The organism is Parafrankia sp. FMc2 (genome assembly GCF_041008525.1).
Lineage (GTDB): Bacteria > Actinomycetota > Actinomycetes > Frankiales > Frankiaceae > Parafrankia.
Genome location: NZ_JBFLUG010000138.1, coordinates 1 through 18,450, shown reverse-complemented (window position 1 = coordinate 18,450; position 18,450 = coordinate 1). Strand labels below are relative to the sequence as shown.

General features: G+C 73.5%; 14 protein-coding genes and 2 pseudogenes. 7 read left to right on the top strand and 9 right to left on the bottom strand.

All coding sequences use genetic code 11. From position 1 onward, the window contains the following. The 9 genes and pseudogenes from AB1460_RS29855 to AB1460_RS29815 form a co-directional block, all read right to left on the bottom strand. A pseudogene (locus AB1460_RS29855) lies at nt 1–136 on the bottom strand (CoA ester lyase); the annotation flags it as partial. Nucleotides 137–698: 562 nt separating this feature from the next. Then, nucleotides 699–2,168, bottom strand: a complete 1,470-nt coding sequence (locus tag AB1460_RS29850) for a class I adenylate-forming enzyme family protein (protein WP_368965422.1) — start codon at nt 2,166–2,168, stop codon at nt 699–701. 63 nt (nt 2,169–2,231) lie between these two features. Continuing rightward, nucleotides 2,232–3,623, bottom strand: a complete 1,392-nt coding sequence (locus AB1460_RS29845; protein WP_368965421.1) for an NAD(P)/FAD-dependent oxidoreductase — start codon at nt 3,621–3,623, stop codon at nt 2,232–2,234. After that, nucleotides 3,620–4,549 carry an acyl-ACP desaturase gene (locus AB1460_RS29840; protein ID WP_368965420.1) on the bottom strand — a complete coding sequence of 310 codons (930 nt, stop codon included), beginning with the start codon at nt 4,547–4,549 and terminating at the stop codon, nt 3,620–3,622. The genes AB1460_RS29845 and AB1460_RS29840 overlap by 4 nt, the downstream gene beginning before the upstream one ends. A gap of 40 nt (nt 4,550–4,589) precedes the next feature. Further along, the gene (locus AB1460_RS29835; RefSeq protein ID WP_368965419.1) at nt 4,590–5,522 is read right to left on the bottom strand and encodes an SAM-dependent methyltransferase; all 933 of its coding nucleotides are present in this window, start codon (nt 5,520–5,522) and stop codon (nt 4,590–4,592) included. Further along, nucleotides 5,519–5,782: an acyl carrier protein gene (locus AB1460_RS29830; protein WP_368965418.1), complete on the bottom strand. Its 264-nt coding sequence runs from the start codon at nt 5,780–5,782 to the stop codon at nt 5,519–5,521. Before AB1460_RS29830 ends, AB1460_RS29835 begins: the two co-directional genes overlap by 4 nt. After that, nucleotides 5,782–6,468, bottom strand: a complete 687-nt coding sequence (locus tag AB1460_RS29825; protein ID WP_368965417.1) for a hotdog domain-containing protein — start codon at nt 6,466–6,468, stop codon at nt 5,782–5,784. Before AB1460_RS29825 ends, AB1460_RS29830 begins: the two co-directional genes overlap by 1 nt. Then, complete coding sequence (locus AB1460_RS29820; protein WP_368965416.1) at nt 6,465–7,262, bottom strand: ferritin-like domain-containing protein; 798 nt, start codon at nt 7,260–7,262, stop codon at nt 6,465–6,467. Before AB1460_RS29820 ends, AB1460_RS29825 begins: the two co-directional genes overlap by 4 nt. Nucleotides 7,263–7,391: 129 nt before the next feature. Beyond that, nucleotides 7,392–9,233, bottom strand: a complete 1,842-nt coding sequence (locus AB1460_RS29815) for an AMP-binding protein (RefSeq protein WP_368965415.1) — start codon at nt 9,231–9,233, stop codon at nt 7,392–7,394. Between the two features lie 248 nt (nt 9,234–9,481). Between AB1460_RS29815 and AB1460_RS29810 the strand changes: the two genes are divergently transcribed. The 7 genes and pseudogenes from AB1460_RS29810 to AB1460_RS29780 all read left to right on the top strand — a co-directional run. Continuing rightward, nucleotides 9,482–10,732, top strand: coding sequence for a cytochrome P450 (locus tag AB1460_RS29810; RefSeq protein WP_368965414.1), 1,251 nt, complete (start codon nt 9,482–9,484; stop codon nt 10,730–10,732). 126 nt (nt 10,733–10,858) lie between these two features. After that, the gene (locus tag AB1460_RS29805) at nt 10,859–11,794 is read left to right on the top strand and encodes a LysR family transcriptional regulator (RefSeq protein ID WP_368965413.1); all 936 of its coding nucleotides are present in this window, start codon (nt 10,859–10,861) and stop codon (nt 11,792–11,794) included. A gap of 271 nt (nt 11,795–12,065) precedes the next feature. Then, nucleotides 12,066–12,935: an MBL fold metallo-hydrolase gene (locus tag AB1460_RS29800; protein ID WP_368965412.1), complete on the top strand. Its 870-nt coding sequence runs from the start codon at nt 12,066–12,068 to the stop codon at nt 12,933–12,935. A gap of 10 nt (nt 12,936–12,945) precedes the next feature. Next, on the top strand, nt 12,946–13,752 hold the full coding sequence (locus AB1460_RS29795) for an HAD family hydrolase (RefSeq protein ID WP_368965411.1): 807 nt from the start codon (nt 12,946–12,948) through the stop codon (nt 13,750–13,752). A 161-nt stretch (nt 13,753–13,913) separates the two neighbouring features. Then, complete coding sequence (locus AB1460_RS29790) at nt 13,914–15,812, top strand: AMP-dependent synthetase/ligase (RefSeq protein ID WP_368965410.1); 1,899 nt, start codon at nt 13,914–13,916, stop codon at nt 15,810–15,812. Nucleotides 15,813–15,877: 65 nt separating this feature from the next. After that, a complete protein-coding gene (locus AB1460_RS29785; protein ID WP_368965409.1) occupies nt 15,878–17,113 on the top strand; it encodes an NAD(P)/FAD-dependent oxidoreductase in 1,236 nt (411 codons plus the stop codon). Nucleotides 17,114–17,151: 38 nt separating this feature from the next. Continuing rightward, nucleotides 17,152–18,306 (top strand): annotated as a pseudogene (locus tag AB1460_RS29780) (acyl-CoA dehydrogenase family protein); the annotation flags it as partial. Between the last annotated feature and the right edge of the window lie 144 nt (nt 18,307–18,450).

The following is an 18,450-nucleotide window of genomic DNA, read 5'->3' as shown; positions in this document are numbered from 1 at the left end:
ACTCCTTCGCCCCCGGCGCCACCGAGTCCTCAAGATCACAGAAGATCTGGTCAGCGGGAAGGCCCTGCGCCTTACCCAGCATCTTCGGATTGGAAGCCGGAACCGCCAGACACGACCGGCGAGCACGCAGAGGCATTCTTCTCGAAAACTCCTTCATCGAGCCGGCCGCCGGGGCGCCGACGGGGCCGGCGGCCGGCGAGGCCGGCAGTCACTGCAGGTCAGAGGTGCTGGTCACGTCGGTGTTGCTGGTCGGGTCATCGCGCGGCGCTGACGGCCGGGGAGCCGCCACGCCAGTCGCACGCTCCACACGAAATCAGGACGTTCCCGCGGCGTCCTTCCGGTGTGCCTGTCGTCACACTGGCACCCGTCACACTGGCACACCTGAGCGCTCCTGACGACCCGACGACCAAGGGACCGGAGCCGGGAAAGAGCCCGGCCGTGTAGCGCCACCGTTCCGGACAATGCATTCCCGGCTGTCCAGGAGGCGTGATTCCAGGTCGGCGGGCATACCGGACCCGAATCTCCCACCCCGGCCACCGCCAAACGGACCGGCGGTCCGCAGAGGAGACCGGCGCCGCCTGTCGACAAACGGCCTCGGTCCCTCGAAGTGGGTGAACGGATGAGCGGATGAGGGGCGGCTGAGCGGGCGGCTGAGCGGGCGGCTGCCCGGCTGCCCGGCTGCCCGGTTCGGGCCGGGGTCAGCCGCCGCGGGTCGCGACGAGTGCCCCCCGGTTCACCTTTGTGGCCTCACTGCGCGGGATGGCGTCCACGATCTCCACCGTCTTCGGCACCTTGTACGGGGCGAGCCGGCTCCTGGCGTAGGCGATGACCTCGCTGGCTGTCGGCGGGCGGGACGGGTCCACGGGCTGTATGACGGCGTGTACCCGCCGGCCCCACTCCGGGTCGCGCAGGCCGATGACGACGACGTCGGAGATCTCCGGGTGGTCGATGAGGGCGATCTCGACCTCGGCCGGGAACACGTTCGCCCCGCCGGTGATGATCAGGTCCACGCGGCGGTCGACGAGGAACAGGTAGCCGTCCGCGTCGAGGTAGCCGAGGTCGCCCACGGTCTCGTAGCCGTCGCCGGTCCGGCGCAGCTGCGGTGCCTGGCCCAGGTAGGTGTAACCGCCGTAGCCGGCGCCGGGGGTGCGCAGGAAGATCTCGCCGATCTCGCCGGGCGGCAGCGGCTGGCCGTCGTCGTCCAGGATCAGGACCTCGGTGCCGCGCATGCCGCGCCCGACGCTGCCCTGGTGGCGCATCCACTCGTCCCCGCGCAGCGCGGTGATGCCGATCGCCTCGGTCATGCCGTAGGCCATCAGGATGCGCTCCGGGCCGATCAGCTTCGCCCAGCGGTGGACCAGCGACGGCGGCATCGGCGCGGCGCCCTGCAGGATCCACACGAGACCCGACAGGTCACGGCCCTCGATGTCGGGCAGGTCGGCGATGCGCCGGAGCATGGTCGGTGTCGCCGTGAAGGTGCTCACCCGGTGCCGCTCGACCACGTCGACGACCCGGGCGGCGTCGAACTTCTCCATCACCACCAGCTGGTCCCCGCCGAGCAGGCTGTAGAGGGTGGAGAACCCGTTCGCGTGGTACATCGGCGCGAGCACCAGGATGACCTGCGGCCGCGGCACCGGTTCGGTGCCCCACAGGTCGATGAACGGCGTGGTGAACCGCGGGTCGTACACCGCCGGGCGGGTGTTGAGAATGACCTTGGGCGTGCCGGTCGAGCCGCTGCTGCAGATCCCGTTCATCTGCGGGGACGTCGCGTCGGGCAGCTCCGGGACGGCGAGCTCGGCGGTCGCGTCGATCCAGCCGAGGTCCGCGGCCCCGAGGTGGACGGGGGCGCCGACCGTCTCGCGCAGCCGGGAGAGCTCCCAGTCCGGCAGGTCCCAGCGCACCGGGACGGGGACCGCCCCGAGCTTCCAGGCGGCGAGCACGCTGAGGACGAACTGCGGCGAGTTGCGCAGGCCGAGGCCGAGCAGGTCCCCGGCGCCCAGCCCGCGGACGGCGAGTGCCCCGGCGAGCTGCCCGGAGCGGCGGTCCAGCTCCGCGCGGGTCAGGACGGCGGTGGAGCCATCCAGCGCGATATGGCGTAAAGCGGGTTCATCCGGACGTTCGGTGGCGAGCTGATGAATGCGGCGAGCGTAGCTGACCTGGTCGTCCACGGCGCGTCCCTCCGTCAGTCCCGCCGGCCCCCGCGGAGGGACGAATCGAAACCAGCGTAAAAATTAGCCGTTTTCGGTGTTCGGAGGAAGTGTCCGGATCCGTCGCAGGCCGAAACGCGCGGTACGCGCCAGCACCGCCGGCGCCAGCAGCGTGGACGACGGCTCGACCAGGTTCACCACCCGCAGCAGCGCCCGGGCCAGCACCGGGTCGGCCCGCGTCGCCGCCTGCACGCGCGGGACGTACGCGTTGATCACCCGGGTGCGCAGGCCACGCCGCCCGGGGATCTCCCGGTAGCGCAGGTCGGAGTCGGTGGCGATCGACCACGCCCGGGACGTCGGCCCGGCCGCCGCGGCGAAGTACCGGCGCGCCAGCCCGTCCAGCCCGGTCGTGGCTGCCTCCAGGCAGTCGCGCAGCGCGAGCGCCTGCTGGGCCGCCACCGTCATCCCCTGGGCGTAGAGCGGGTTGAACGCGCAGAGGGCGTCGCCGATCGCGAGGAAGCCGTCCGCGCCCGGGCGCAGCCGGTCGTACCGCAGCCAGCGCGACGTCCGGAACCGGTAGCGCACCGGGTCGTCGAGCGGCTGCGCGCCTCGGATGAGCCGGTGGATGTCCCCGGCGGGCAGGGAGGCCGCGAACCGGTCGTAGCCGTCCGGGTCGACCGGCGGGTGGTCGCCCAGCATCCCGGCCAGCGTGACGATCCAGCGGTCGCCCTCCTGCGCCACCGCACCGCCGCCGCGCCGCCCCGGCAGGGTCGAGATGATGACGCCGAAGTCCCCGCCCAGCTCCCCGGGCCGGCGCTGGTAGGTGCGGGAGGCGTACGCGAGGTCCACGTCGACGCTGTCCGCGCGCGGCCGGGCGAGGCCCAGTTCCTCGAGCCATTCGGGCCCGCGGGTGCCCCGCCCCGTCGCGTCGACCACGAGGTCCGCGGCGAGGACACGGGCCGGCGCGTCCCCCGCGAGCGGCCGGATCCGCGCTCCGGCGACCCGGGTGGTCCCGGCCGGGGCGAGACCGACAGCCCGCACGCCGGGCAGCAGGCGCACCCCGGGCCGGGCCAGGGTGCGGGCCCGCAGCGCCGCCTCGAGCACCGGGCGGCTGGCCAGTACCGAGGTCAGCCCGGTCGACGCGGGGGCCACCCGGGCGCCGTCGAAGTACCAGCGGGTGCCGACCAGGGTCTCGGCCGCCGGCACCCCGCCGGCGGCGAGCTCGGCGGTCAGGCCGGGGAACAGCTCCTCCAGGATCTGCCGGCCCCGTTCCATCAGGGCGTGCAGGTGCCTGCCCTGCGCCGCCCCGCCGCGGTGCCGGCCGTGGGCCGAACCGGTGACGTCGTCACCTTCGACGATGATCACCTCGTCGACGTGGTCGGCCAGCACGCGGGCGGCGAGCAGGCCCGCGACGCTGGCCCCGAGCACCACCGCACGCGTCCCGACCGGGCCGCCGTTCACGCCCGGCTGCGTCATGCCGGTGCCGCGGCGCCGGAGCGGCACTCGGCGATGAAGCGGGTGAGCTCGTCGACCCGGTCCGTCCGGGCGTCCACCGCGCGGTTGACGATGCGGATCAGGTGGTCGTAGGCATCGGTGTGGTCGTAGCGGGCCGTGTCCGCGATGCGCAGCGCCCAGCGCCAGTAGCCGCGCATCGTGTCCGCGAGCGGCATCCGGAACCGGGCGATCACGTCCCGGATCGGCTCCACCACCGCGTCGCCGTGGACCCGCAGGTAGCGCTCGACGACGTCGGCCATGAAGGTGAAGTGGCGCGCCTCGTCCCGGCTGAGCCGGCCGAGCAGCTCGGCCAGCACCGGGTCGCCGACGACGGCACGCAGCTGCTGGTAGTAGATCTGCGTCGCCTTCTCCTGCACGAGCGCGTAGGCGAACAGCGCCACCGCGTCGTCGTGCGGGAGCTCGAAGGGCTTGCGGCCCTCCACCGCCAGCTCTCGGCGCAGGGTGTCGGCGTCGACGATGCCGGACTCGGTCTGGTAGCGGAACAGCGCCCGGGCGTGGCTGTCCTCCTCCACCGCCCAGCGCACGGTGAAGTGGTACAGCTCCCGGTGGTGGGCGAAGTCGGCCAGGTCGACGTCCGCCGTCAGGGGGAAGCGGCGGGTGTAGACGGCGAAGTAGCCCGGCAGGTGATCCTCGATCAGGGTCACGAACCGCACGGCGGAGCGCTGCCCGTCGGTGAGCCGGTCGGCGTCCGCGGCGGACCAGTCGACAGCGGACTCGACATCCCAGCGCCGCGCCGGGGAGGTCGCCAGGTGGTAGGCGGTGACGGCCTGTTCCATGTCCCCGGGGGGCAGGAACGGCCCCCGCACCGGGCCGCGCAGCACCGGGTCCGACGTCCGGGGCGGGGCGGGCGGCGAGGACGGCAAGGGCGGGGCACTCGTGTTCGTCATGGTGTCCGTCTCTCGGGATGGTGTCCGTCTCTCGGGCTCGTCAGCGCGACTTCTGGCAGACCAGCGCGTAGTGCTTGGTGGTGAAGCCCCAGCCGGCGTTGGCGACCTGCAGGTAGCGGCTCAGGGTCTGCGCCGTGCCGGGCCGGATCGCGTCGATCCGGTCCGCGTGCGCCGCGACGTTGTCCAGCCAGTGCTCGATGGTGCGGCGGTAGTCCTCGGTCAGGTCGTCGACGGAACGGACCGAGAAGCCGGCGTCCTCCGCCGCCCGGATGAGCTCCGACAGCGGGCGCATGTCACCCCAGCCGAAGATCGAGTTCCGGACGAACTCGGTGCCGCCGCGGCGGTCGAACTCGGCGTGCGCGGCCGCGTTGCGGAAGCAGGACTCGGACACGTACAGCCGCCCGCCACGGCGCAGGAGCGCCCGGGCCCGGCGGAACACCAGGTCCAGATCGGGCATGTGGACGATCGAGCCGAGCAGCGACACCGCGTCGAAGGACGCCGGCGGCAGGTCGAGGGTCTCGAAGTGGCCCTGGTGGGTCCGGACCAGCTCGGCGATGCCCAGCTCGGCGGCGCGGGCGGCGATGTACGCGTGCTGGCGCCCGGCCGGGCTGACCCCGACCGCGTGGCAGCCCAGCTCCGCGGCCAGGAACAGGACGACCGACCCCCAGCCGCAGCCGACGTCGAGCGTCCGCTCGCCGCCGCGCAGCCCGAGCCGCTCGGCGACGAAGCGCAGCTTGGCGAGCTGCGCGGCCTCCAGGGTCGCGCCGTCGGTCCGGTACAGGCCGCTGGAGTACTTGCGGCGCGAGTCGAGGAACAGGCCGAAGATCTCCGGGTCGAGGTCGTAGTGCTGGTTGGTGTCCGCGACACCGACACCGACACCGACATCGGCACCGGTGCTGGTGCTGGTGCTGGTGCCGCCTCGCGTCGGGGCCGCGGCGGGGGTGGCCGGTGCGGCCGTGGGGGCGGCGGTCATGCCGCCGCGCCGCCGGCGAGAGCGCGCTCGACGACCGCGGTCACCTCGCGGACGGTCGTCACGGTGAAGACGTCCTCGTCGTCGAGCTCGATGTCGTAGGCGCGCTCGATGCGCGCGATCATGCGCAGCACCTTCACCGAGTCGGCGCCGGCGACGGTGCGCAGGTCGAGATCGGGGTCGACGGTGTCCGGGCTGGTCGCCAGCTCGGTGGCGACGATGCCGGTGACGGTCGTGAGAACCGGCTCCGCGGTGGTGGGCATCAGGACTCCTCGGCTGCGGGAACGGCGACGGGTACGGGTGTCGTGACAGGGGCGGCAGGGGCGGCAGGGGCCGTGAGGGCGTCTGCCAGGCGGCCGGCGGCGCGGTCGCTGAGCTGGATGCGGTCGCGGGCCGCGTCCAGGTCCACCGGCCGGTAGGTCGCACGCGCCGTGGCGACGAGGTCGCCGGCGGCGTTCAGGATGTCCGCCTCGGCGCTGATCAGCCCGTTGGCAGGCAGACCGGCGCCGCGCAGCCCGGTGGCCGGCAGACCAGGGGCCGGCAGACCAGGGGCCGTCGGGTCGGTGCCGGGCGGGTCGGCCGCGGGCAGCTCGGTGGTGATCCGGGCCCGGCACTCGTGCGGGACGTCCACCGGCATCGGCGCCAGGTAGCGCACCCGCATCGCCGTGGTGAAGGACGGCCGGCCGGTCCGCAGGACGAGGAGGTTACCCATCGTCTCGTCGCAGATCACGCCGACGAGGCCGCCGTGGACCACGCCGGGATACGACTCGTGGGCCCGGCCGAGCCGGAAGGAGGCGACGAGACCGTCGGGCCGCTCCCGGAAGCGCAGCTGCAGGCCGTGCGGGTTGTGCGGCGAGCAGCCGAAGCACTGGTAGTCGTCCAGGACGGCCCAGGGGGTCAGCAGCTCGCCGGAGTCGGGCGACGTGCTCTCGCCGGCCGGCGCGGTCATGCCGCGGCCTCGATGACCTCGGCGAGACTGCGGCGCACCCGGGCGTTGGTGGTCAGGTCGAGGCCGGTCATCCCGCCGAAGGCCCGGCGGATCTTGTCCTGCAGGTGGGCGAGCTCTCCCTCGGTCGCGACCTGGGCGAGGAAGAAGTCGAAGCCGGTGTCGATGGTGTCGTGGTCGCGCAGCGCGTCCAGCTCGCCCTTGAAGACGCCCACCGGGTGCTTGATGCGCTGCTCGGACGTGTAGAAGAACAGCGTCTCCAGCACCGAGGCCAGCTCGTCGGGATGCGCGGCGAGACGCCGCCGGGTGTAGTGGATGAACTCGCGGGCGTGCGCGGCCTCGTCCAGGCTCGCGTTGGTCATGATCCGGCGCAGCACCGGCTCCCGCACCCAGGCGGCGACCGCACGGTAGACGTGGTTCACCGTCAGCTCGGAGATGATGTTCGTGGCGAGGGTCGCCGCGGGCGTGGTACCCGGCGCGTAGGGCTCCCGCATCGCCTCGACCGGGCCGGCCTCGACCGGCTCGCCGATCACCTCCAGCCAGGCGCGGAAGGCGAAGTGGTGCTGCAGCTCCTGGTAGCCCCACAGGGCGACGAACGCGGAGAAGTCGTAGTCGCGGACGAACTCGTCGAAGAACCCGTGCTGGGCGGCGATCGAGTTCGCCTCGCCCATCACCGCGCCGCGCGCGATCCGGATGTACTCGGGGCGGACGGCCTCCGGCCGCACCTCGTCGAACGGGATGTCGGCGAGCCGCCACACCTGGCGCTCGTAGTGTCGGAACACGTCATAGCTGTGCATCTGCCAGCACCTGCCTGATCAGACCGCGGGAGCACGGTCGGTGGACGAGGTCGGGACGGGCGGTCGGGGCAGGCGGTCGAGACGGTCGTGCGAGCCGGTCGGGCGGCAGCTGCTCCGCCTCGCCGGGGCTCAGCCCGCCGGGGTGGTGTCGCGGGCGGCGAGGCGCCGGAACTTCCCGCTGGACGTCCGTGGCAGGGCGTCGGGGCCGACGAGGTGCACGGTCACCTCGCTCAGGCCGAGCGTGGCGCCGACCGCGGACCGGATCCGGACGACCAGCGCCGCCCGCTCGCCCTCGTCCTCGTCGGCCAGTGCCGTCTCGGCGATCACCGCCATGGTCTCCGTCCCGTCGGGCGCGACGTCGGCGCAGGCGACGCACCGCCGGCGGTGGATGCCGGGCACCTCGCGGACGGCGTCCTCGGCGTCGTGCGGGTAGTAGTTCACCCCGCGGACGATCACCATCTCCCTGACCCGGCCGGTGACGTAGAGCTCGCCGTCGCGCAGGAAGCCGAGGTCGCCGGTGCGCAGCCAGCCGTCGGCGGTGAACGCCCCGGTCGGCGCGGCACCGGACTCGGTCAGATAGCCACGGGTGACGGAGTCGCCGCGGATCTGGATCTCCCCGACCATGTCGTCGGGCAGCACCTCGACCCGCGGGTCGGCTCCGGCATCCACCCCCGGCCCGGGGTCGCCGGCAGGGGTCGTGATGCGGACGCTCATCGCGCGCACCGGCCGGCCCACGCCGACCAGCCCGCGCGCACTCGGCGCGTCCGACGGGACGTCCCGGACGACACCGGCGCGGGCGAGCAGGTCACGGTCCACCCAGCGGAACACCGGCCGCGCCCGGCCGGGCGGCGGGAAGGTGACCGCCAGCGTCGCCTCGGCCATGCCGTAGACCGGCAACATCGCCGCCGGGGAGAACCCGGCCGGGACGAACGTCGTGAGGAAGCGGTCCAGGGAGACCGGCGACACCGGTTCCGCGCCGTTGAAGGCGACCCGCCAGCCGCTCAGGTCCAGACCGGCCGCCCGCGGGTCGGGCACGGCGTCGACCAGGTAGTCGTAGGCGAAGTTCGGCATCGGCGCGATGCTGGCGCCGCGGCGCAGGAAGTCCGCCAGCCAGCCGGCCGGATCCTTCACGAAGCCGGCCGGTGACCACACCGTCATCGGCATCCCGGCGAGGATGCCGGCGAGCGTGCCGAACAGCCCCATGTCGTGGAACAGCGGCAGCCAGATCCCGCCGCCGCCGTCGTTCTCGGTGAGCCCGGCACCGCCGATGATCGCGGCCAGCCCGGCCAGGATGTTGCGGTGGGTCAGGACGACGCCCTTCGGCGCGGCGGTGCTGCCGGAGGTGAACTGGACCAGTGCCTCGTCGTCCGGCGACACCTCGTCCGGCGGGATGATCGCCGGTCCCGTCCGGGCCGCCGCGGCGCCGCCGGCGAGGAACTCGGCCACCGGCGCGATCCGCACGCCCCCGCCCACGTCGAACGCCCCGGCGAAGCGGCTCGCCAGCCGGGCCGTGCGCCCGCCCACCAGGACGAGGCTGATGTCGGCGACGGCCGCCGCGCGGGACAGCCGCGCCGAGTAGCCGGCGAGGTCCCGGGTGGAGGCGGGCAGCGGCAGCGGGCACGCGGCGGCGCCGGCCCGGTTCACCCCGGCCAGCGCCACCAGGAAGTCGGGCCCGTTGTCGCTGAGCACACCGACCCGGGCGCCGGGCCGGACCCCACCCGCGGCGAGGGCGGCGGCCAGTGCCTCCACCCGGTCGGTGAGCTCGCGCATCGTCAGCGTCTCACCGGATGACGGGAAGGCGATGCCGACGTCGGGCCGCCGCGCGGCGACGACCGCGAGCGCGGCGTGCACGCTACCGGCGGCCAGCGCCGCGGCGGCCGTCGCTCCCGCCACCGCCGCCGCTCCCACGACCGCTACCGCCACCGTTCCCACGGCCGCCGGGTCGGATGCCGCACCGCCCGTTCCTCTCATTGCCACCGGTGTCCTTTCCTCCGCAACAGCCGGAACGCGCTGTGATGCCATCCCCGGGGAGAAACGTTTGCGTACCGCGCCGTGCACGTCAAACATTCGACTGCTCCGACTATGGGCCCATAAGGGTTTCTAATCGGCCTGCGCGGAACCACCAGAAGAACGGACGATACGGCCGGCGTAATCGCCGGGCCGGCCGCCCACCGCGGCGACGGGAGACGTTAAGAACTCGACAGGACGGATATCACCTGATGTTCACCACGGAGAACCCGACCGCCCTGCTCGCCGAGCTTTTCGACCCCGCTACCAGGCCTGATCCCTATCCCGTCTACCGGCGGCTGCGCGAGGCCGGAGCGCTGCACGCGACGCCGTTCGGGCTGCCGGTCGCGACCCGGCACGCCGACTGCGTGGCCGTCCTCTCGAACCAGGACTGGGGGCACGACCTCGAAGCCCACCAGATGCACCCGACCCTGCCGGCGGAAAGCTTCCCGACCACGTTCCTGTGGATGGAGCCGCCGGACCACACCAGGCTGCGCGGCCTGGTCAGCAGGGGTTTCACCCCGCGCAGCGTCCAGCTGCTGCGGCCCCGTATCGAGGCGCTCGTCGACGAGCTGCTCGACAACGCGCTCGCCGCCGGCGACTTCGATCTCATCGAGATGCTCGCCTACCCGCTGCCGCTCACCGTCATCTGCGAGATCCTGGGAGTGCCCGCGGCCGACCATCCCGCGGTGCAGGTCTGGTCACAGGCACTGGCGCGGGCCTTCGACCCCGACGCCCTGATGAGCCCGCAGGCGCTGGCCGAGCGCAACCGGGCGATCCCGGAGTTCCTCGGGTACTTCAGCGAGCTGGTGGAGCACCACCGCAACGAGCCCGGCGACAACCTGATCTCCGTTCTCGCCCAGGTCGAGGACGACGGCGACCGGCTGACCGCCGACGAGCTCCTCGGCACCTGCGTGACGCTGATCATCGCCGGGCACGAGACCACGGTGAACCTGGTCGGCAACGGGATGCTCGCGCTGCTGCGCAGTCCGGACCAGCTCGCGCTGCTGCGCGCCGAGCCCGACCTGATCGGCCCGGCCGTGGAGGAGCTGCTCCGCTACGACTCGCCGATCCATCTCAACACCCGCGCCGCGAAGCGTGAGCTGACCGTCGGCGGGCAGGTGTTCGCACCCGGCGAGGGTGTCGTCGCCCTGATCGCCTGCGCCAACCGGGACCCGGCGGCCTACACCGACCCGGAACGGCTCGACCTGCGGCGGTTCGCCGGCGGGCCGGGCAGCTCGGGCGGGCCGGTCGGCGGCGCCGGGGCACCCCGGCACCTGTCGTTCAGCCTCGGGCACCACTACTGCCTCGGCGCGCCGCTGGCGCTGCTCGAGATGGAGCTGCTGCTGGCCGGGTTCATCCGGCGGGTGGCAGCCGCGGAGCTGCTCGACGACGCGCCCGCGTACAAGCCGAACCTGCTCATCCGGGGCCTGGCCGAACTTCCCGTCCGGTTCCGCGCCTGACCGCCTCGTCGGCGCCGGCCGACGTGGCGACTATCCGCCATCTTCCGGTTCCCCCGTCCACACATGCGCGTCACCGGCGGTTAGCGCCCGCCGGTAGCGTGGTGGCCGCCAAGTGGGAGGATGGCCATGGAACTGCGATATCTCACGTCCTTCCTGGCCATCGCGGAGGAGCTTCACTTCGGCCGGGCGGCGGCCCGGCTCCACCTGGCCCAGCCGTCCCTGAGCCAGCAGCTGCAGCGGTTGGAGCGCGACATCGGCGTCGAGCTGGTCGCCCGCACCTCCCACGAGGTGCGACTCACCGCCGCCGGCCGCGCCTTCGAGGTGGAGGCCCGCCGGCTGCTGGACGCTACGCAGCGGGCCGTCACGGTCGCCCGTGAGGCGGCGTCCGGGCGTACCGGCATGATCAGTATCGGGTTCAACTACCCGGCCGGGCAGCGGGTGCTGCAGCCGACGCTGCTGCGGCTGGCCGCCGACTACCCCGGGGTGTCGACCACGCTGTGGGAGGCGCGCAGCGGCCCGCAGCTGTCCGCCCTGGCCGAGGGCCGCCTCGACGTCGCGCTGGTCTTCGCCGGCCCGCCCTCCGCGCAGCTGCGCTCCCAGCGGGTGGCGACGATCCCGCTGGTCGCGGTGGTCAGCCGCCGCCATCCCTGGTCGGCGCGGGCCGAGGTCCCGTTCCGGGAGCTCGCCGACCAGCCGTGCGTGCTGTTCCGCCGGGAGCAGAGCCCCGCGATGCATGATGCGATCCTCGCGGCGGCCGACCGCTGCGGCATCGCTCTGACGGTTTCCGACGAGGTGGACGACTCCGGGGCGACCGGCATCGTCGTCACCACCAAGCCGGTGGTCGGGTTCGCCTCGGCCGCCCGCGGCGCGCATCCCCCGGGGCACGGGCTGTCCGCCGTGCGCCTGGTCGACCCGGTCCCGACGGTGGGGATGTACGCCGTCTGGAGGCCGGATCCGCAGCCGGTGGTGAGCGCCTTCCTCGACTGTCTGGAGGCCGCCGGTCCCTTCGTCGACCGGCCGCCGGCCGCCGCCGCGCCCCGCCCCGACCCGGCCGGCGCCTGACTCCTTCCGGGTGACACCCCCGGCACCTGACTGTGCTGTGTCCTGCCACGGCGCGGGCGATTGGCATCCTGAATTGTCCGTTCGGGATTTCTGCGTTGCCGACGGACTGCGGGGCGCAGAACATCGCTCAAACGGGCGGTACCGGCTGGTCGCCGTACCGGGCCCTGCTGTTGCCCCAGGTCCGTGGCGCTTATGACGGCGGCCTCGGGGTGGCGGCGTTCATGACAGCGTCGCCGGAGTCCCGACGCTGTCCGACAGAATGGACACGGACATGCAGTTGACGGTCCTCGGATGCCGGTCGGGGATGCCCGCTGCCGGCCAGTGCAGCTCCAGCTACCTGGTGGAGACCGGTGCGGCCCGCCTGCTGCTGGACTGCGGCCCCGGGGCCGCCACCGCGCTGAGTACGATCATGCACCCGGACCGGCTGGACGCGGTCGTCATCAGCCACCTGCACCTGGACCACTGCTACGACCTGCTCCCTGTCGGCAAGACGCTGCTGGCCGGGCACGGCCAGTTCGCGAAGCTCTTCCCGTCCCTGCCGGAGCTGGCCGCCCGGGTCCAGCGGGCCCCGGTGCCGCTGTACGTGCCGGTGGGGGGCCGGGAGCGGCTGCGGGCGCTGGCCGCGCTGTTCCCGGTCACCACGATCCCGCTGCTGGACCGGGCCTTCGAGGTGGCGTTCGACGTCCGCGAGTACACGCCGGGTGACACCTTCGACGTCGGCGACGCCACCGTCAGCCTGCACGAGCTGCGGCACGCCGTCCCCAACTGCGGTACCCGGATCGACGGCGCCTCGGGCAGCCTGGCCTACACGGGCGACACCGGGGTGACTGCCGAGCTGGTGCCGTTCGCGCAGGATGTCGACCTGCTGCTCGCCGAGTCGACCCTGGAGCTGACCGACACGACGGACCACGGCCACCTCAGCGCCACCGACGCCGGGGCCGTCGCCTCGGCGGCCGGGGTGGGGCAGCTCGTCCTCACCCACTTCGTGACCGCCGAGCCGGCGTGGCTGCAGGCACGCAAGGCCGACGCGGAACGCGCGTTCGACGGTCCGGTGCACCTGGCCACGCCCGCCGGCCGTTTCGCCGCCCGCGACACCGGGCCGCTGCCCCGAGTCGCCCCCGAGCTGACTCCACGTGCCTGACAATGCGCCCATGACCGATCCGACCGTGACCCATCCGACCGTGACCGATCCGACCGTGACCGATCCGACCGTGGCAGCGAACGAGGCGTCCCCTGCGGCAGCCGACGAGGCCCCCGGGAAGCCGGTGATACCGGCGTTACAGGCGGAGCAGGCCGTACAGGCGGTCTGGTGTGACTACGGCGGCGTTCTCACCTCGCCGTTGGACGGCCTGTTCGGCCAGGTCGCGGCGGCCGCGGGCGTCCCCGCGAACGAGCTCCTCGCCGCGATCCGGCGGGTCGCCGCCCCCCACGGGGGCACCCTGATCGAGCCGCTCGAGCTGGGCCTGCTCACCCAGCGGGAGTGGGGCCTGCGGGTCACCGCGGAGCTGGCGCCCGCCTGGACGCCGCAGCTCGACCTGACCCGTTTCGGTGACCACTGGTATGCCGGACGGACCGCCAACACCGCGCTGTTCGAGCTGCTCGCCCGGGTGCGGGCCCGGGGCCTGCGGGTGGGGATGCTGACGAACAGCATCCGCGAGTGGGAGCCGCACCGCCAGGTGCTGGCGCCGGACGTGCGCCCGTGGCCGTTCGAGGTGACGATCAACTCCTTCGAGGTGGCGCTGCGCAAGCCCGACCCGGCGATCTTCGCGCTGGCCGAGTCGACGTTCGGGGTCCCGCCCGCGGCGTGCCTGCTGATCGACGACGTGGCGGCGAACTGCGCCGCGGCCCAGGCCCGGGGCTGGCAGGTCATCGAGCACGCGGACCCGTCCCGCACCCTGCGGCTCCTCGAGCAGTGGACCGCCGCCGGCCACGGCCCAGGAATTCCCGCCGAAGAATAAATAGTTTCCATCGATCCATCGAAACGGCCAGTGGCAGCGATTGACACCGTTTACGGATCGTTAGCGACAAAGACATTGCCAACCACACCGTGCCGCGCGGAGACTTGATTCGGAAATTCCCCCAGGAATTCCCCGAACCTCGTCACGAATAGGTGGTCGGTGTGTCGCAGTACACCCTGGGCGCGGGTCTCGTCCTGCCTGATGACCGTGGCCTGTACTCCCTTGTTCACGACCGGGCGCGGACCACCCCGGAGCTCGTGGCCCTCAGCCGCCCGGTGGCGGCGGGCTGGGCGGACGTCACCTACCGCGACCTCGACGCTCATGTCCGCCAGGCGGCCGGTGGCCTGCTGCGGGCCGGCGTCGAGGCCGGTGACCGGGTCGGCCTGCTGGGCCGGACCAGCTACGAGTGGGTGGTGGCCGACCTCGCGGTGCTCGCGGTCGGCGCCGTCACCGTCCCGATCTTCCCGACCGCGTCGGCGGTGCAGGTCGCCCATATCGTCACCGACTCGGGGATGCGCTGGTGCTTCGCCGAGACGGCGGAGCACCTGGAGCTGGTGACCGCCGCCGCGGGCGGCGCCCTGCGCGCCGCCCCCTGGCCGCTGGCGGACCTCGACGGATGGGGCGCGGCGACCGGCGCCGACCCGGCCGGCGCGGCGGAGTTCACCCGGCGGCGGGACGCCGTCCGCGCCGGTTCGCTGGCGACGATCGTCTACACCAGTGGGACGACCGGCATGCCGAAGGGCTGCATGCTCACCCACGGCAACCTGTTCGCCTCCAGCGCCAACACCGTCGAGCACACCGGCGACCTGTTCCGCCTGGCAGGTGACGGCGGCGGGCAGGCGTCGACGCTGCTGTGCCTGCCGCTGGCTCACGTCTTCGGGCGGACGATCCTGGTCGCCTGCCTCCACGCCGGCACGCGGACCGGGCTGCTGCCCGCCGTGACCGAACTCCTGCCCGCCATGGCGACCTTCCGGCCGTCGGTACTGGCGCTCGTCCCCTACGGCCTGGAGAAGATCCGTAAGGGGCTGCGCCGGGCGATCGACACCGACACCGAGCTGGCGGCGGTGGCCACCGGCCTGGCCGCGGCGACGGCGACGGCTGGCGACGACACCAGCGGCGGCGCCGGCGGGAACGGCGACGGCTCGCCGGGGCGCCTCACCAGCCGGCCGGACCCGGCGGCCCTGGCCCGGGCCAGCACGGTCTTCGGCGGGCGGCTCACGCATGTGATCAGCGGCGGAGCCTCGCTGGACACCACCACCGCGGCCTACTACCGCGGGCTCGGCGTGGAGATCCTCAACTGCTACGGGCTGACCGAGGCGGCGACCGCCGTGACGGTCAACCAGCCCGCGACGAACCGCCCGGGCACCGTCGGCCAGCCCATCCCGGGAACGACGGTCGCGATCGCCGACGACGGCGAGGTGCTGGTCGCCGGTCCCAACGTCTCCCCCGGCTACTGGCGGGCCGGCCAGGATCCGTCCGAGGTCGCCGCCGCCGGCGATCCGGGCTGGCTGCACACCGGAGACCTGGGCCGGCTCGACGCCGACGGCTTCCTGGTCATCACCGGCCGGCGCAAGGAGATCCTGGTGACCAGCGGCGGCAAGAACGTCACGCCGACGCTGCTGGAGGACCGGCTGCGGCTGCACCCCCTGGTCGCCGACGCCATGGTCATCGGCGAGGCCCGCCCGTACGTCGCCGCGCTCTTCACCCTCGATCCGGCCGCGCTGCGCGCCCTGGCCGACACCCCCGACACCCCCGACACCGCCGGCCTCGACCTGGACGCCGACGGCTGGTGGGAACACCCCGGCCTGCTGGACCGGCTGCGCGAGGCGGTCGACGACGCCAACGGCCTCGTCTCCCGCGCCGAGTCGATCCGGCGGATCCGGGTGCTGCCCGGCCAGTTCACGATCGACGCCGGCCATCTCACGCCCTCGATGAAGCTGCGCCGCGCGCAGATCGAGGCGGCGTTCGCCCCCGAGATCGAGGAGCTCTACGCGGCGGCCCCGCCGGCGGCGGCATCCGTGCCGGCGACCGTGCCCGCGGCTGCCTCGGCACCCGCCTGACCACCTCACCCGCTCCGCCCGCACTCTCCTCCACCCGCCCGCCTGTCCGACGGGAGCTCCCAAGGATGTACGACGTCATCGTGGTCGGTGCGCGCTGCGCCGGATCGCCCCTCGCCATGCTGCTCGCCCGCCAGGGCCACCGGGTCCTGGTCGTGGACCGCGCCACCTTCCCCAGCGACACCGTCTCGACCCACTACATGCACCAGACCGGGCTGGCCCGGCTGCGGGACTGGGGGCTGCTGGACCGCCTGGTCGCCACCGGCGTCCCGCCGATCCGCCACCTCACGTTCTCCTACACCGGCATCTTCCTGGAGGGCTTCGCCGACCCGATCGACGGGATCGACGCCGTGTACTGCCCGCGGCGGACCGTGCTGGACAAGCTGCTTGTCGACGCGGCCCGCGAGGCCGGAGCCGAGGTCGTCGAGGGCTTCACCGTCACCGACCTGCTGTTCGACGACGGCCGGGTGGCCGGGATCCGCGGCCGTGTCGGCGAGGGCCCCGAGCAGGAGTTCCGCGCCGGGTTCGTGGTCGGCGCGGACGGCCGGACGTCCACCGTGGCGGACAAGGTCGGCGCGGACTTCTACAAGGTGGTCCCCGCCGCCGGGTTCATCTACTACTCGTACTACGACGGCCTGGACTGGCCGATGCACCACCGGACGGGCTTCGGCGAGCAGCAGTTCGGCACCTGGCCGACGAACGGCGGGCAGCACATGCTGTCGATCATCCGCCCGCGCTCGGCGTTCAGCGAGTTCCGCGCGGACGTCGAGGGCAGCTTCCACGCCATCTTCGACAACGTCCTGCCCGAGCTGGGCGAGGACCTGCGGGCCCGCGGCCGGCGCGCGGAGGAGTTCCGGCCCATGCGGTACCCGGACAACTACTACCGGCGCTCGAGCGGACCGGGCTGGGCCCTGGTCGGCGACGCCGGCTACCACAAGGACCCGTTCACCGGCTGGGGCATCACCGACGCCTTCAACCAGGCGCAGCTGCTCGCCGACCGGCTGCTCGCGGCGCTGGCCGGCGAGCGGACGCTGGACGACGCGGCGGCCGAGTACGTCAAGGTCCGCGACGAGGAGAGCCACGGCACGTTCCAGCTGACCTGCACCCTCGCGCACCTCGTCCTGCCGCCGTTCCTGGACGCGGTCTTCCGGGCCACCGCCCAGAGCCCGCGGTACACGAAGAGGTTCTTCGCCATGATCGCCGGCGGCATCCCCGGCCACGAGTTCTTCCACCCCGACAACCTCACCGAGCTCTACGAGGAGGTCGGCACACCCACCGAGAAGCGCCTGCTGTCGGCCGGCTGAGCCGAAGGACCGAGGACAGAGGGATCGGAGGCAGGCTGATGAGTACCGATGTCGGCGAGCTCGCCCGGCGCACCCGGGCCTTCATCCAGGAGCAGGTCCTGCCGGTCGAGCGGGAGCTGGTCGTGGCGGGTCGGCACATGGACGACGACGTCCGGGTCGACCTTCAGCGCGCCGCCCGCGAGGCCGGGGTGTTCGGGCCGCTCACCCCGGTCGAGCTCGGCGGACTCGGTCTGGACAACGCCGGCCTCGCCGAGGTGCTGGAGGCCGCCGGGACGAGCCTCATCGGCCCCACCGCCGTCAACTGCGCGGCACCCGACGACGGCAACATGCACCTGCTCGCCGCCGCGTGCACCCAGGAGCAGGCGGAGCGCTACCTGCACCCGCTGCTGCGCGGCGAGACCCGCTCGGCCATCGCGCTCACCGAGCCGGCGCCCGGTGCCGGCTCGGACCCGTCGATGGTCCGTACCGCCGCCGCCCGCGTCCCCGGTGGCTGGGTGATCGACGGGGCGAAGCACTTCATCACCGGCGCCGAGGGTGCCGCGTTCACGATCTGCATCGCGCGGACCGGGGACGGCGGCACCACGATGTTCCTCGTCGACCAGGACAACCCGGGCCTGCGGGTGGGACGCCGGATGCCCACCCTGGACCACAGCGCGGCCGGCGGGCACTGCGAGGTGACCTTCGCCGACTGCTTCGTGCCGGACGAGGCGGTGCTCGGCGACGTCGGCGCCGGCCTGCGGTACGCCCAGGTCCGGCTGGCGCCGTCACGGCTGGCGTTCTGCATGAGCTGGCTCGGGCTTGCGGCCCGGGCGCACGAGATGGCCGCCGCCCACATCACCGGCCGGTCCTCGTTCGGCCAGCCGATCTCCGAGCACGGGATGGCCCAGGCCCACGTCGCCGACAACGAGATCGACATCGCCGCCGCGCGGGCGCTCGTGCGGTCGGTCGCGCGGGTGCTCGACACCGACGGCCTGGCGAGCTCCACGGCCCGCCACGGTGCGGCGATCGCGAAGACGTTCGTCGCCGAGGCGGTGTGGCGGGTGCTCGACCGGGTCGTCCAGCTCTACGGCGGGCTCGGGATCTGCGAGGACCATCTCGTCGCCCGCTTCCTCGTCGAGGCCCGCGGGTTCCGCATCTACGAGGGCTCGTCCGAGGTCCTGCGCGCCTCGATCGCCCGCCGCGTGCTGCGGGCGCAAACCGCACCCGCCCCCGCCCCCCCGCCTGCCACCCCCCCCGCCGCCCCGGCGCCCCCCGCCCCCCTCGCCCCCCCCCCCCCCCCCCCCCCCGTCCGCCGCCCCGCGCCCCCCCCACCCCCCCACCACACCCCCTCCCCCTCC